The 14,192-nt window shown below is 51.0% G+C and carries 12 protein-coding genes; 7 read left to right on the top strand and 5 right to left on the bottom strand.

Annotation, left to right across the window (positions count from 1 at the left end):
* The first annotated feature begins 332 nt into the window (after window positions 1-332).
* The 3 genes from COW20_22200 (at window position 333) to COW20_22190 (ending at window position 3,932) form a co-directional block, all read left to right on the top strand.
* Window positions 333-2,351: a hypothetical protein gene (locus COW20_22200; GenBank protein ID PIW45070.1), complete on the top strand. Its 2,019-nt coding sequence runs from the start codon at window positions 333-335 to the stop codon at window positions 2,349-2,351.
* 59 nt (window positions 2,352-2,410) lie between these two features.
* Window positions 2,411-3,409, top strand: coding sequence for an o-succinylbenzoate synthase (gene menC, locus COW20_22195; GenBank protein ID PIW45069.1), 999 nt, complete (start codon window positions 2,411-2,413; stop codon window positions 3,407-3,409).
* Window positions 3,410-3,551: 142 nt separating this feature from the next.
* Window positions 3,552-3,932, top strand: a complete 381-nt coding sequence (locus tag COW20_22190; protein ID PIW45068.1) for a hypothetical protein — start codon at window positions 3,552-3,554, stop codon at window positions 3,930-3,932.
* 2 nt (window positions 3,933-3,934) lie between these two features.
* On the opposite strand, the gene COW20_22185 is transcribed toward COW20_22190, so the two are convergent.
* Entirely contained in the window at window positions 3,935-5,458 is a 1,524-nt protein-coding gene (locus COW20_22185; GenBank protein ID PIW45067.1) for a hypothetical protein, read from the bottom strand.
* A 44-nt stretch (window positions 5,459-5,502) separates the two neighbouring features.
* Window positions 5,503-6,816 (bottom strand): hypothetical protein, encoded by a 1,314-nt coding sequence (locus tag COW20_22180; protein PIW45066.1) that lies wholly within the window; start codon window positions 6,814-6,816, stop codon window positions 5,503-5,505.
* A gap of 119 nt (window positions 6,817-6,935) precedes the next feature.
* On the opposite strand from COW20_22180, the gene COW20_22175 reads away from it, so the two are divergent.
* The 3 genes from COW20_22175 to COW20_22165 are packed head-to-tail and all read left to right on the top strand — an operon-like array spanning window position 6,936 to window position 9,796.
* Window positions 6,936-7,625, top strand: coding sequence for an N-acetylmannosamine-6-phosphate 2-epimerase (locus COW20_22175; protein PIW45065.1), 690 nt, complete (start codon window positions 6,936-6,938; stop codon window positions 7,623-7,625).
* Window positions 7,622-8,626, top strand: coding sequence for a hypothetical protein (locus COW20_22170; protein ID PIW45064.1), 1,005 nt, complete (start codon window positions 7,622-7,624; stop codon window positions 8,624-8,626). Before COW20_22175 ends, COW20_22170 begins: the two co-directional genes overlap by 4 nt.
* A gap of 45 nt (window positions 8,627-8,671) precedes the next feature.
* On the top strand, window positions 8,672-9,796 hold the full coding sequence (locus tag COW20_22165) for a hypothetical protein (protein ID PIW45063.1): 1,125 nt from the start codon (window positions 8,672-8,674) through the stop codon (window positions 9,794-9,796).
* Window positions 9,797-9,801: 5 nt separating this feature from the next.
* Here COW20_22165 and COW20_22160 read toward each other — a convergent pair whose 3' ends face one another.
* Window positions 9,802-10,248 carry a hypothetical protein gene (locus COW20_22160; protein PIW45062.1) on the bottom strand — a complete coding sequence of 149 codons (447 nt, stop codon included), beginning with the start codon at window positions 10,246-10,248 and terminating at the stop codon, window positions 9,802-9,804.
* Window positions 10,245-11,153 carry a hypothetical protein gene (locus COW20_22155; protein ID PIW45061.1) on the bottom strand — a complete coding sequence of 303 codons (909 nt, stop codon included), beginning with the start codon at window positions 11,151-11,153 and terminating at the stop codon, window positions 10,245-10,247. Before COW20_22155 ends, COW20_22160 begins: the two co-directional genes overlap by 4 nt.
* A gap of 100 nt (window positions 11,154-11,253) precedes the next feature.
* Between COW20_22155 and COW20_22150 the strand changes: the two genes are divergently transcribed.
* Window positions 11,254-13,773: a hypothetical protein gene (locus COW20_22150; GenBank protein ID PIW45060.1), complete on the top strand. Its 2,520-nt coding sequence runs from the start codon at window positions 11,254-11,256 to the stop codon at window positions 13,771-13,773.
* A 57-nt stretch (window positions 13,774-13,830) separates the two neighbouring features.
* On the opposite strand, the gene COW20_22145 is transcribed toward COW20_22150, so the two are convergent.
* Window positions 13,831-14,145, bottom strand: a complete 315-nt coding sequence (locus COW20_22145; protein ID PIW45059.1) for a hypothetical protein — start codon at window positions 14,143-14,145, stop codon at window positions 13,831-13,833.
* Between the last annotated feature and the right edge of the window lie 47 nt (window positions 14,146-14,192).

Raw genomic sequence — 14,192 nt, 5'->3', positions numbered from 1 at the left:
ACAGCTACAGAGCACGACGATTAGAGAGATAATCCTTAAATAGCCACTAAATTGGGAGAACATTTGTTTTTTAAGCCTATATTAAAAAAAAAATTTTATTTTTTTAAGCCGTGCAAGAACTCTTCTTATTTTACGATAAATCAGATACGGTAGATTCTCATTTTTATGATAATATATAGTAATATATTAATATATATCGAGCAGATTTATTCCTTGATACGTATCAAGGAATAAGCAATCCTTCCTTCTTGATACGCGTCACCAGCTGGCATAGCATGAAAATGGAAGGTTTTGTTCGGGGCTCTCAATGTAAACAAGGAGATGGAGAGACTATGTTTAATTTTAAGTTTCAGGATAAATGGGCCTTTAGCCTGGCGGTTAGTTTTGCTTTGGCAAGTTGTGTGACACCTGTAACTCAACCCCAGGGAAATACAGAGAATCCTTCTCCTGTGCAGTCTGTTGCAAATACTGGTAATAATACAGGTGCTGCGCAAAATACAGGTTCAAATGGAGGAACTTCTTCCACCACGCCTCAGGCTTCAGCCAGCCCTGTGAGTGGCACTTCTGGCAACCCGGAACCCACCTCTCCTGTTACAAACCCAAACTTAACCAATAATGGTGTGGCTTGTTCTCCTTTGATCAGTATCAATGGTCAGCGCGTAGACGGAACCAGCCTGTCCTTGGATAAACAAGATGTGATTCAAGGCTATTTGAATGTGAGTTCCTCTTTGAGTTGTAGTGAGAATGTAAAAACCGTGCAGTATATGTACCGTCTCTTACCCGTAGGAAATTTTACCCCGATTGGAGGGTTGGTCAGCGGAGACGGGTTTAAATATCAAATCAATACTGTTTTGTTGACTGATGGCAATTATGAAGTGGTGACAAAAGTGACGCTTCATAATGATGAGATTCTCTTTTCTCCGGCCTTGAAAGTTCAAATCTCCAACAGCGGCATCACCAGTGGTGGTGGTGGCGGCGGAGGCGGAGGTGGCGGAGGAGGAGGTGGTACAACCACGGGTGGAACCACAGGTGGCACCACGGGAGGAACGACGGGTGGAACGACGGGTGGAACGACGGGTGGAACGAATCCGGCCGCGACTGGGAATGTCGTATTTGACGTCAATCCCAGTTTCAGTGTGCCGGCAGGAACTCAAAAATGGAGTCTGTCTCTCAATCAGCAGGTATCATCTACGCCCTTGGTAGATGCAAGCGGCAATTCTTATTTTGCTGCGGGCAATAAATTTTATGTGTTTGGGCCTGATGGCGTGCAGAAAAGTTCATTGAGTTTGGGGGTGAGTTCTTTAACGGTAACTGCTCCTCCTGCTCTGTTTAACAATGTGGTCTATTTTGGCGACAGTGCGGGCAAGATTCATGCCATTGATATTTCAAACCCTTTGGCTCTTGCTGAAAAGAATCTCAATTTTCCAGTGGCAACCGCGGGAGGAAATTTTGAATACAGTGCGCCTGCGATAGATTGTTCGGGCAATGTCTATATGCAAACCAACGATCGCCGTTTGGTCAAGGTTAATTTAGCCACGGGTGCGATGACCGAATTGATTCCGACGATTGGTTTGCCGACTGGCTTTCCTACAACCGCAACACAAACATCTCGCTACGCTTCTCCTTTGGTGGATCAAACCAATAACCGGGTGATTTCGGGTTCACAAAATGGTTTGAAAATTACCAGTTTAACGGGCGGCGCTGTCACGACCTTCACGCCCACTCAAGTCTGTACTTCAGGGGGGTGCAATGTGAATGCCACAGCTTTGGACATGGCCCTCAACTCCCCGCTGGCAGTTGATAATCAGGGCATGATTTATGTCATGAATGAAACGGGAACCCTGTTCAAGGTCAACCCGACTACTGGAGCTGAAGTCTGGCGTGCTTTTGTCGGTGAGGGAGATGCAAATCCCGTGATTGGCTCGGATGGAACCGTCTATACGGCCTCTGAAAATGGGATTTTAAAAGCCATTCCTACCTCTTATAATGGTACCAATTCAGGAGTGATTCTGGAGTTTGGTTTGGGCAATGTGGTTGAGTTTTCTGCCCCTGCGATTGGCAAAGGGGCTGACGGAAAAGACATTATCTATGTCGGTACCGAAGGTGGGTTGCTGTATTCTATCAATGGAACCAATGCGACCTCTCCTCTTTCTCAACGCTTTGTCAAAAATTTAGGCGGACCGATTCGCAGCAGTATTACGATTGGCAGTGATGGTACGATCTTTGCGGGTACGCTGGATGGACGCATGTACACGGTCTATGGTGACAGTACTGGCCTTTCCAATACGGCTCAATGGTCCAAGTCTCAGGGTGGCGCTTCTGCCACAGGCCTGATCGGGACCTGTCCCTAAACTGATAAGGTGAAAACTCAACAGGGTGGGTTCAAGGGCCCACCCTGTTTGTTTGTACAATGCAATTAAAAAAACTCTGGTCATACCATCTGCCCTTGCGGGTTCCTCTAGAAATGAAATATGGGCTTTTAGAAGCGCGTCAGGGTTTGTTCTTTGAGATTAGGCGCAGCGATGGTTCGCGTGGGTGGGGTGAAGTTGCCCCTTTTCCAGGTTTAAGCACGGATTCACTTCAGGAGGCTCAGACCTGGCTGGTTCAGAATGCTCAGGATCTCCGTCCTTCAAGCGCAGAGCGCTTCCCCGCTTTGGCCTGGGGGCTGAAAATGGCCCAGGACGATGTTTTTCGCAGGGAGCTTCACAGCGTAGAGATTCCTTTGAATGCACTTTTAACAGCAGCGGATCCCCTGACCCTGGCACAAGAGAGTGCGGCTTATTATGCCCAGGGCTACCGGTGTTTTAAACTCAAAGTGGGATTTTTGGATTTGCTTCAGGATACCCGGCGAGTTCACGCGATTTTTGATGCCACAGCTTCAGATATTCAGCTGCGCTTGGATGCCAACCGCAGCTGGAATTTACCTGAAGCCTTGGCCCGTGCCCAAGCTTGGCAGGATCTACCCTTTGCCTATATAGAAGAGCCTCTCCGTGATCTGGCTGATCTGTCGGTATTGGCCCAAGAGACGGCTTGGTCACTGGTGCTGGATGAGAGTCTGATGGCCTTTCAGCCCGAGCATTTGCCTTGGCATACGCTTGCTGGAATCGTTCTCAAGCCCATGCTCTTGGGGGCTGCTCAGACAGAGACTTGGATTCAGGCGGCCCGTGCCAGAAACAGAACCCTCACCCTCAGCAGTGTTTTTGAAAGTGCCTGGGGACTTGGTTTTCTTGCCCTGCGTGCTGCTCAACTCAAGCCCGTTTTGCCCGCCGGCTTGGATACCTGGCGTGTTTTTTCAGATTCTTTTTTGGCTTCTCCTTTTCGGATTCAAGCCGGAGCCCTGATTCTTGAGCCTAAAATGCTTGACAAGCCCCTGCTGAACACAGTTTATTTAAAAAAGATTCAATTTTGAAATCCACGTAAGCAGGTCGCTCTTGTAGGGAGAGCGTGCAGCAAGCTTTGTGCTGAACACCTGCCACCTGGTTCCCCCCTTTTATGATTTATGCTGCCTACCGCTTGTTGCGGATTGATGATACTAAAGAAGAGACAATGAGATGTTAGAAAACGCATTACACCAATTTTTTCTGGAAGAAATTGATGCCCAGGACTTGCAGGATGTTCTGCAACTGGCACGCGAACAGGATGAAGACGAGTCGTTTCACTATACCTTTCGCGATATGAACACTGTGTATATTTTAGAACCCTTTGATCTGGTACGGGTTTGTGATTCTGTTTTGAATGAAATTATGCCCCCTGAAGATCTCAGACTGATCGCTGAAACCTTGACCCGCTCAGAGATCTTTGAATGGGAAGATGAATTGATCTCCGAGGTCTGTTCTTTTTGGATTGAACCGCAGGAAGATTATCCTTTGACCCTTGAAAATGCACGTCTTTTTCGCCAATGGCTTAAGGGAGAAGTGCCTGTCCCGGCTTGATTTTAAAGCCGTTCAATGACCTGAGGGTGCGCAAAATTGGAAAGGGCATTGACCACCTGACGCTGCCGATTGACCTCAAGAATGCGGTTATTGCCGGTATCTGAAATCAAGAAGGTACCGGTAGCAGAGGCCATGGCACTGCGGGGGCGGTTGAGTGGGCCGGCTGGATCGGCTGAACCATCAAAATACCAAACGGATTGTCCGGCCGCGTTGATCATGATCACGCGGTTATAGCCCGCATCGGTGATCAGGGTATTGCCGTCTTCCAAACGAACAGCGTGCACAGGGGCCGACATATCGGTTAAAAAGCTCCAGACTACCTGTCCATTGCGGGTTACTTCAATCACTCTTCGGCTGCCTGTGTCAGCGATCAGAATATTGCCATTGGGAATATAGGTGGCTGAACGGGGACGCAAGAGGGTTTGTTTGAATTCCCAGACAATTTGACCGTTTTGAATTTCAAGGATGCGGTTATTGCCGGTATCTGTGATCAGAAAAGACAATCCGTCTTTGGCCGCTGAAACCCAGCCCGGCCCAGAGAGGGTATTGATCAGGCCCAAGGTGCTGCCCATTTTCCAAAGGATGCTGCCATCGGGGCCAATCGACCAGACTTGGCTGGCGCTTTCATCGGCGACCAGGGTATTGCCATCGGGCAGACGGGTGGCCGAAGAGGGATTGGGCGTGGCAAAACGCCAGATAATCTGGTTTTGGGCATTCATTTGCACCACGCGACCTGATTCGACGACCAGGATATTGCCGGCACTGTTGCCCGTGCCTGAGCCTGATTTCATGAAGACGGTTTCAATCGTGGTGCTTTCACCGGGGGTGACCACGATATTGTCACGGGTCATCTGTTTATAGCCAGGCATTTGAAAAACAGCCTGGTAAGCGCCACCGGGAACACTGTTGAAGGTAAATTGGCCGGAGGCGTCGGTTTGAACCACACTGCCACCGGGCACTGGTGGAACCTGTTGAATTCGGTAGGGGGGATAACGCGGCACTGACATTTGCTGCACGCCCGCTCTTGGGGTGGGGGCACGGTAGCTGGCCAGACCCGCCATGGGCACCAGATTGACAGAAACCCCTGCCAGCGGGGCCTGGGTACTTGCATCTTTGACCGAGCCCGCTACCAGACCGGCGCCGGAATTGACACTCGGTGACATGGCAATTTGTACACTGTCATTTTGGGTGAGTTTGATTGCGGGGGAGGCGGCTGGGGTATAGCCCCTGACACTGCCTGCAAAGGCTTTATAGCCATCACCCGAGGGCACATTGGTAAATACGGCGGCCCCAGAACCATCAGAGGCCTGATCGGGCGCAATATTCTGCCCATCTTTTTTGAGGGTGATGCGGGCCCCACTGATGGGTTGTAGGGTCAGGGCATCGACGACTTGAATGGTGAGCGAAACAGGAATGCCGGGGCCAAGAATGCCCCCATCCACCAGATTGCTGGGGCGGCAGGCGAGCAAAAAGACAAGACTGATCCAAACTGCAGTGAGCAGATGAATCAGTCGTTTGACTTGCATGGCGCCTCCAAATTGGGTTTGATTACTTTTTATTGTAACTCAAACTAGAAGCGGGGTGCATTGGTGGGGATCTGCGGCTGGGGAGCACGCGGAGCCTGTTGTTGAGGATACTGTTGGGGGTAACCTGTCTGCTGAGGATAACCTTGACCATAGGTGGTCTGGCCCACAGGAGCCTGTCCATAACGGGGAGCTGCGAAGCTGCTCACGCCACCCTGTTGTTGCCGACGGCGGACGCTGTTGGCAGTGACCACAGGAGGAGCAGCATTTGCTGCAATTTGGAAGTTACCAAAGCCGCTCCAACTACGTGAAATGGCACTGGCGGTTTTCATATCGCCGGTATCGGTTTTGACACCTACCACAGTCCAGGAATAATTCTTGCCCGCACCCAGGGTGAAGGTGATGTCAAAGGGCAAGGTGCCACTATAAGAGGTCAGATTGGAACTGTCATCGCCATAGCGAACCACGTTGGTGCCAGCGGGGCGGAAAACGCTCCAGTAGGCGATAGAGGTAGGAGGCAAGGTGCCATTGGTAAACTGCACGGAGGGGAAAACCATGGTGTAGTAACCATCGGGCTTGGTGCCTTCTTGACCATCTCTCCAGGTGAAGAGGGGGTTGCGGGTATTGGTATCAGCGGCGGGATCCAGCTTGGGAGAGCTGATCGGCGCCAGGGGGACGCTCTGAACCATGGGGGATTCAGACATCGGAATGCCATTGGCGTCTACTGCGATGACCTTGTAATCGTACTGAACGCCAGGACGATTGGTAATCATATTGAAACCGCGCTGAAGTTTGTCGAGCAGGCTGCCACCGTTCAGGTTGGGGGCTTCAAGGCCATCCTTAAAACCTGCACGGGCAAAACCAGCGGGAACAATCGCGTAAGCGGTTTCACGACGGGCTTCGTTGAATTCGGGGATACGGCCTTTATAGAGCCAGTATTCAGCAGCGTTGGTCACAGGCTGCCAGGTCAGGTGGATATAGACATAGACACCGTTGATACGGAAGAGGTTGCTGAATTGGGGCAGAGCAAAAGCAGTGGTATTTGCAACGGCACGCATTGTGATCGGTGCGCCGGGTTGTACGGGGGTAGTAGGAGCAGGCAGGGGCTCAGGAATATCAGTGGGCTGCTGGGGCAAATCAGAATAGCCATCACTGTTGCTGTCTCCGGGATAGGGTGCGGGAGCGCCAATGCCAGAACCCAAATTGGGATCTACGCCAGGAACACCTGCGGCAGGTTCTGAACTGGCGACATCGCTGACGAGCGGGGTACGCTTGCCACAGCCAGTCGCCAGCAGCAGGGTGCTGCCGATCAGCCCAACCAACAGGGGCTTGCTGAGTTTTTTAATCTGATTGACTTTCATTTTTCTTTGCCCTCTACTTTAGATTCAAATACCGTATAAACTGCTAGTATCTATATAGCGACGCTGTCGTTCAGACTTGTCGGATCAAATTAAAGATATGTATTAATTGAGGTTAATATTTGTTTAATCTTGAAACTTTACACCACGCTCTGATCGTTTCTTGTCAGCCAGAGGCTGATGAGGCTTTTTATAATCACCGTTTTGTTACGGGCATGGCCCAGGCTGCTCTTCTTGGTGGGGCCAAGGGTCTGCGCCTGAATGGGCCCGAGACGATCCGGCATGTGCGCATGCAGGTCGAGGCTCCCGTGATTGGGCTTTGGAAGCGAACCTATCCCAAGAGTGAAGTCTATATTACCCCCACTTTGGCAGATGCTGAAGAAATTCTGGCTGCCGGAGCGGATATTCTGGCCCTGGATGCCACCTCGCGTCCCCGACCGGGTGGAGAATCTCTGGCACAGATCGTCACAGCCTTGAAAGTGAAAGACGTGTGCCTGATGGCAGATATTTCCACGCTGGAAGAGGGCAAAGAAGCTGAACGTTTGGGTTTCGACTGTATCAGCACCACTTTGTCAGGTTATACCCCGTATAGCCGCCAACAGAAGGAGCCTGATTTTCAACTTTTACAGGCTTTGAAACAAGCTGTTTCACTGCCCGTGATCATGGAGGGCAGAATCTGGACGCCGGAACAGGCGATGGTGGCGCAGGAATTGGGGGCTTATGCCGTGGTTGTTGGTTCGGCGATTACGCGCCCCCAGTTGATTGCCCGCCGCTTTGTTGCGCGCATGGCTGATCCCTTCGCGGAAATTTGAGTGTGAACAAAGCCCTGCTTTTTTTCTGGGGTTTGGGTCTGATCTTTTTCTTGCCTGTCTGGGCGCAAGCCCCTGTGCCCAGCGGCGATCCAGTCAAACGCTTTGTCTTTCACGAACAGGTTCTAGACGCTGCTTTTCAGCTTGAGGTTTACAGTGCCCAAGCGGGTGCGGCTCAGAAACTGGCGACAGATATCTGGCAGGAACTCAAACTTCAGGTGCCGCTTCTTGCTGAGCCTGCCCTTGAAAAACTTGAAAAAGCAGCCCAACTTGAGCCTGTGGTGGTTTCTGAGCCCCTCTTCAATTTTTTAAAAGCGCTTTTGAACTACCACCGTTTGAGCCAGGGAGCCTTAGACCCTACTTCTCAACCTCTTTATGCGCTTTGGGGATTTGTGCCAGGGTCTTTTAATTATCATTTGCCGGGAACGGCTGATTGGGAAAAAATAAAACCGCTTTTGGATGCCTCTGCGCTGAAGTTGATGGAGTCCCCTTTTCGTTTGCAGATTTCAAAAAAAAATCTTCGCCTCAATCTCAGACCCGGTTTGCAGGGGTTTTTGATTGATCGGGCTGTTCCGCTTTTGAAAAAATCGGGTTTGGTGGCGGCTCTCAGTACACGCGAGGTGGGCTATTATCAGGGGGTTCCACCCGGGGCTCAGGCCTGGAAGGTGGCCATGCCCCACCCGCAAATGCCGGGACGCGTTTTCTCGTATCTCTATGTCAAGGATCAGGCCTTGGCGCGGATCAGTGTTTTGAGCAATACCTTTACCTATGGGGGCTTAAACTACCATGATCTGTTGGATGCCCGTACCGGCCAGCCAACTGAACAGGGGCTGGCACTCAGTATTACCCGCCCCAATGCCTTGGCTGCGGAACTCAGTGCGCATTTGCTGATTCGTTTGACTTCCGCTGAAATTCAGAAAGTTTTGCCAGAATTGGAGCAAACCCATGCCCTCAAACTGGTCAGTCAGAACAGTTTGCTGATACCCTTGGAATACAGCCACTGAAGGAGTTTTCCCATTCACCCGACGCTTTTTATCGCCCTGAAACATTTGCGCACCCGTTGGAAGCAGACTTTGGTCTCGGTTCTGAGTGTGGCTGTGGGGGTGATGATTCTGACCACCGCGCTTTCGCTGACCAACGGCTTTGAATCGGATATGGTGGAGAAAATTTTAGGTACGACCCCGCATATCAGCGTGAAACCGGGCCTTGAGGATTATCTTTCAAAATACAAAACCCTGCAAAGTCAAATTTTGCGTTATCCAGGGGTGATCAGCGCCTATCCCTTACAAAAACAGCAGGCCTTGATTCGCAACCCGCTGCATACCACAGGCACCTTGGTCTATGGGGTGAGCGCTCAAGATGCTGCAAAAAGCCTGAAAACCTATTTAACCAAAGGCAAATGGCAGGTTCCTGGTAAGGCCAGTCTGGTGGTGGGGTCGGAGCTGGCGAAAAAACTTCAGCTGTTTATCGGGGATACGGTTGAGCTGATCACCGCCCAGGGAACCTCTGTTTTTACGGTGACCGGCGTCTTTCATTCGGGGTTGTATGAGCTGGATGTGCGGATTGTGCTGATGCCGCTTGAACAAATACAGGTGCTCTATCAGACCGAAGATGTGGCCAGTGAAATTGCGGTCAAGGTCAAGGATGTCTTTGGGGTGCACGCGATCTCCTCTCAAATTCAAGAGGCTTTTCCGACCCTTTATCTGCGCACCTGGATGGACAGCAACAAGAGTCTGCTCAGTGCCATGGCGCTTGAGAAAAAAGTGATTTTTCTCGTGATTCTGTTTATTATTGTGGTCGCCATGATTGGGATTGCCAATACCCTGGTGATGATTGTCATGGAGAAAACCATGGATATTGGTATTTTGCGTGCCTTGGGCGCCAGCCGACATCAGATCGGTTTGATTTTTCTGGCCCAGGGTTTTGTGATTGGGGTGGTGGGGGTCTTGAGTGGCTCTCTCTTGGGGGTTGGCGCTTCGCTCTACCTTACTTTTTTTCCGGTACGCATTCCCGGAGATGTCTATGATTTGGATTATCTGCCGGTGCAAATGCAGCCCCAGGATTTTATTCTGGTGGCCCTGGCGACCCTCGTAATCTGTATTCTTGCCAGCTTTTTTCCGGCCCGCAGAGCGGTGCGGGCTGAACCGATTGAGATTTTGCGCCGCAACAGCTAGATCTGTTAAAGGCGAATCCAGAGCAGGAATTCGTTGATTAATTCGGTGAAAATCCAAAGTACAGCAGCGATCAGCATGGCTGGCATATTCATGATCCCGGCTTTAAAGGCGGTATCGACTGGATCGTAACGCCCAGGATAACGGATATGCAGATAGAGGGGCAGGACAATGGCGTCGGCCAGGATCGTAAACAATGAAACCTTGACAAGGGTTTGGGGCAGAACGATCATGGCGGTGCGAAAGGAAGACACCATCGCCATATTAAAATCAAGGCCGACCAAGACCCTGCCAAGCACCAATACGACCAGGACCAGGGTGACCATATTCACGGCGAAGATATCCACGAAAACCTCTTTGACCGGGCGATCTTTGCAGCCCTCCAGCACAATTCGGAACATATAGCCTTCGACCCCGACCTCGAGCAGGTAAAGCAGCAGCAGAATAAAACTCATGTTTCAGGTTCCTCTAAAAGGGTTTCAATCAATTCAAAAACCCGATCAGGGTGCAGGAAGCTGCGTGAACCATTGGCCAAGCGGGGGGCTCCGCCAATGCTGCTTCCTCCCCCCCAGCCCGGTTCAATTTCAGCCAGGCGGGTGAGGATTTTGGAGATCGGAAAACCACTGACCAGGTCAGATTGTTTGGCGATGGTATAGGCCCAGGAATATTCAATCTCGCCTGAGGGCAAATGCACCTCCATGGGATGATAGGCCACAACCCGTGTATAGCCATCGCGGTAAAGGGTGCCAAAAACACGTTCATTGCTGCGGGTCATGATCCAGCCGTGTCCCTGGTGGGTGATCTCATAAGTAGGGGCTTTGCGATCGCGTGGCAGGGGAAAACGCTTATTGCGAAAGATCAGTTTATCAATGCGTTCCAGGCACTCCTGCAAAAGCAGGTAGAGATCCGTGGTGGCGTAAGCTCCTTCGCGACGTGCGATGGCTTCAGGCTCCATTGCGCCTTTAAAAAAACGCTGACACAGTTCCTGATCTCTGACAAAGGGAAAATAGGAAGGGCCGTGGGCATCGATATTGCCGACATCTTCGACCAAATTGCGCACGCGGGGATCGGTGACTTCTTCCGGGTGTTCAAGCAGCCAGACAGCCAGTACCGTGTCGGCATCGATATCATTCAGATAAATGGTCATTTCACGGGGATCCAACCCCAAGATCAATGCATCCAGTACCTGCGCGCAGGTGGCTTTGGTCACCAGACGCAGACAGCCAGCGTGATGATCAAAACTGTAGCGGTGGTTGATGACATCAATGGCCGGCCCCTGCACATAACCATCCAATGCCACAGAATGCGCTGGCAAGTCACTGAATGGAAGCGTTGCCCCTCGCTGGACAATGATTTTCATGCTGTCCTGCTTTTTACGATTTGAAATTATCGTAGCACATGCTGAGCTTGGATTAAATTGCTTGCCTTGAACCCCACTATCGGCTTACCGTGAATAGAATATGCAGTCTTTATTTTTTCGTATCAGCTTTGCTTATTTTCGTCGCCACTGGCTTCAGACCTGTCTGTTGATTCTGGGCGTGGCTTTGGGCGTGGCCGTGGTGATTGCGATTGATCTTGCCAATACAGGAGCTGAGCGGGCCTTTGCTATTTCAGCGAGAACGCTCAGCGGCAAGGCAACGCATCGCCTGCTGGGGGGAAAAGCAGGCATCCCTGAGGCTTTTTATTTCAAATTGAGGCGAGAGTTTCCTTTGCTGGTGGCGGCCCCCATCGTCAGCGGCGAAGCCCGTCTGGCTGAAAAACCGTTTAAAAATATTCGGATTTTGGGGGTCGATCCCTTTGCTGAAGCGCCTTTTCGAACCTGGTTGAACAGACCCTCGGGCACGGATTTTTCTGTTTGGGGCCCCCTCTTGACAGGGGAAGCGGCTGTTTTGATTTCGAAACAATGGGCCCAGACACTTGCGACGGGTCCTTTGCGCTTGAAAGTGGCTGAAAAAGAATGGAAACTGACAATCGCGGGTATTTTGAATCCTCAGAATCAATGGGAACAGGAAGGTCTGCGCCAGGTGGTGCTTTGCGATCCAGGTTTGGCCCAGCAGATTTTAGGTCTGCAGGGGTTTCTCAGTGAAATCGATTTGATTTTAAAACCCGAAGAGATTGCTATGCTGCAAAAAAGCCTGCCGCCTACTTTGCGGTTGGAGCAAGCGGGCAGCCGTCAGATGAGTATGCAGGCCATGACCCGTGCTTTTCGTTTGAATTTGAGCGCCTTGAGTCTTTTGGCGCTTTTGGTGGGCATGTTTTTGATCTACAACACGATTAGTTTTTCTGTTCTGCAGCGTCGGCCTTTGCTGGCTACGCTGCGTTGTTTGGGAGTCACACGCAGTGAAGTGCTGGGCTTGGTTCTGTCTGAAACGCTTTTTTTGACCTTGATTGGGCTGTTTTTGGGGCTGGGCTTGGGTATTTTTCTGGGACAGGTTGCTTTGGCTTTGGTCTTGCGTACGATTCAGGATCTCTATTTCACGCTTGAAGTTTCGGCCTTCAGTCTTTCTGTCTGGAGTTTGTTCAAAGGTCTCTTTGCCGGTATTTTTGCCGCCTCTGCTGCCAGTCTTTTGCCTGCCTGGGAGGCGTCGCAAACCCATCCTGTGGGGGTGATGAAACGCTCTGCTTTAGAAGAACGGGTAGAAAGTGTGATTCCTCTTCTGTTTGGGGCCGGTTGTGTGTGTTTGGTTGCTGGCCTGGTCTTGATGGGCTGGCCTGGTCAAGGACTCTTTTTGAGTTTCAGTGGTTTTTTTGCAGTGGTGGTGGGCAGCGCGCTTTGGGTGCCTGGGCTGATGCGTCCGCTGATGCTGGGCTTTTCTCTGGTCTTGGGGCCTTTCAGTCTGATGGCCCGCATGGCGGCGCGCAATTTATTGCGGGCCTTAAGCCGCACCGCTGTTTCTGTGGCTGCTCTGATGGTTGCCGTGGCAGTGGTGGTCAGTGTGAATATGATGATTGGCAGTTTTCGCTCGACCTTGGTGGATTGGTTGGGACGTACGCTTTCAGCAGATATTTTTATCAGCTCCGGGCCAGGAAGTTCTGGATTGCCCAGAGCTTTATTGGCGGAACTTAGACGCTTTCCGGGCGTGGTGGGGGTGGAGTCGGCCCGCCACCACAACCTGAATGAAGCAAGCTATGGCGCGATTCAGATTGTGTCTCTCAGCCACGATATTGCCAGGGATCGCCCCTATGTCTGGTTGGAGGGGCCGCAGACGACACTTTGGCAGAGAATGGAGGCCGGGGGGGTTTTGGTCTCTCAACCCTTTGCCTACCACCATCAATTGCGTTCGGAACCGGGGCAAACCCTGCGTTTACATACTGAACAGGGGCTGCGCAGCTTTCCCGTTTTGGGTATTTTTCATGATTTCAGTGCCGGACGCGATACACTGTTGATGGCCGATACCCTTTACCGCCAATTTTGGCAGGATTCCCAGCTGGATTCCTTGGCTGTTTTTGCGCGTGAACCAGCGCAATTGGAGCCACTCAGAGAAGAATTGGAAAAGCAACTGGTGGCATACCCTGGTTTGCGAATTCAATCCAATCGAACCTTGCGAGAGGGGGCTTTGGAAATTTTTGACCGCACCTTTGCGATTACGGGAGCTTTGCGACTCTTGGCAGTGGTTGTGGCGTTTATGGGGATTTTCAGTACCCTGTTGTCTCTGCAACTGGAACGTACCCGTGAATTTGGGCTTTTGCGGGCTTTGGGTTTAAGCCGTTGGCAATTGAGTGGTCTGATTTTACTTGAAAGTGGTTTGATGGGCTTGGCGGCAGGGCTTTTGGCTTTGCCGCTGGGGACAGGGCTTTCCTGGGCTTTGATTTATGTGATTAATTTGCGTTCCTTTGGCTGGTTGCTCAATTTTGTGCCTGAGGCCCGTTATTATGTTCAAGCCTTGGGCATTGCCCTAAGTGCCTCTCTGTTGGCGGGGCTGTGGCCAGCCTGGAAGATCAGCCATCTGGCACCTGCTGAAGCGTTGAAATATGAATAAGGGTGCAAAAAAATAAGCCCCAGAAAAACTGAGGCTTATTTCAGGAGGGGGCAGGTTTTAGCTGTTGGAGCCTTGAATCTGCTTGATACACGTGGCGGTGACGCCTGGCATCAGGTTGTTGAGCTTGGTTTTATCCGTTGCCGCTGAAGGATCTTTTTTCAGCTCTTTGCCAACTTCTGTTGAAACACAGCCACAAATTTTGGTTGCCATTTCGGCGCCTGAGGTTTTTGTGGTTTCTTCTACACAGGATTTATTGGCTTCAACTACGATGGCATCAATCGCGGCATCTGTAATGGGGTTTCCTGTCTGGTTGGCTGCAGGGCTGCAGGCTGCTAAAAAAAACAGGCTGGCCGCTAAAAAAGTTTTGTACATTGAATGGTTCCTTCGCTTTTATTTTGCTTGTTAAAATCCAGTTTGCC

Source organism: bacterium (Candidatus Blackallbacteria) CG13_big_fil_rev_8_21_14_2_50_49_14 (genome assembly GCA_002783405.1).
Lineage (GTDB): Bacteria > Cyanobacteriota > Sericytochromatia > UBA7694 > UBA7694.
Note: the sequence above shows the minus strand (reverse complement) of the source record. Positions and strands in the feature narration are given on the sequence as shown.

Bases quoted from the DNA above. Each gene is read 5' to 3' on its own strand.
- COW20_22190 (PIW45068.1), top strand. From the start codon at position 3,552: ATGTTAGAAAACGCATTACACCAATTTTTTCTGGAAGAAATTGATGCC.
- menC (PIW45069.1), top strand. From the start codon at position 2,411: ATGCAATTAAAAAAACTCTGGTCATACCATCTGCCCTTGCGGGTTCCT.
- COW20_22200 (PIW45070.1), top strand. From the start codon at position 333: ATGTTTAATTTTAAGTTTCAGGATAAATGGGCCTTTAGCCTGGCGGTT.
- COW20_22180 (PIW45066.1), bottom strand. From the start codon at position 6,816: ATGAAAGTCAATCAGATTAAAAAACTCAGCAAGCCCCTGTTGGTTGGG.
- COW20_22145 (PIW45059.1), bottom strand. From the start codon at position 14,145: ATGTACAAAACTTTTTTAGCGGCCAGCCTGTTTTTTTTAGCAGCCTGC.
- COW20_22150 (PIW45060.1), top strand. From the start codon at position 11,254: ATGCAGTCTTTATTTTTTCGTATCAGCTTTGCTTATTTTCGTCGCCAC.
- COW20_22185 (PIW45067.1), bottom strand. From the start codon at position 5,458: ATGCAAGTCAAACGACTGATTCATCTGCTCACTGCAGTTTGGATCAGT.
- COW20_22155 (PIW45061.1), bottom strand. From the start codon at position 11,153: ATGAAAATCATTGTCCAGCGAGGGGCAACGCTTCCATTCAGTGACTTG.
- COW20_22160 (PIW45062.1), bottom strand. From the start codon at position 10,248: ATGAGTTTTATTCTGCTGCTGCTTTACCTGCTCGAGGTCGGGGTCGAA.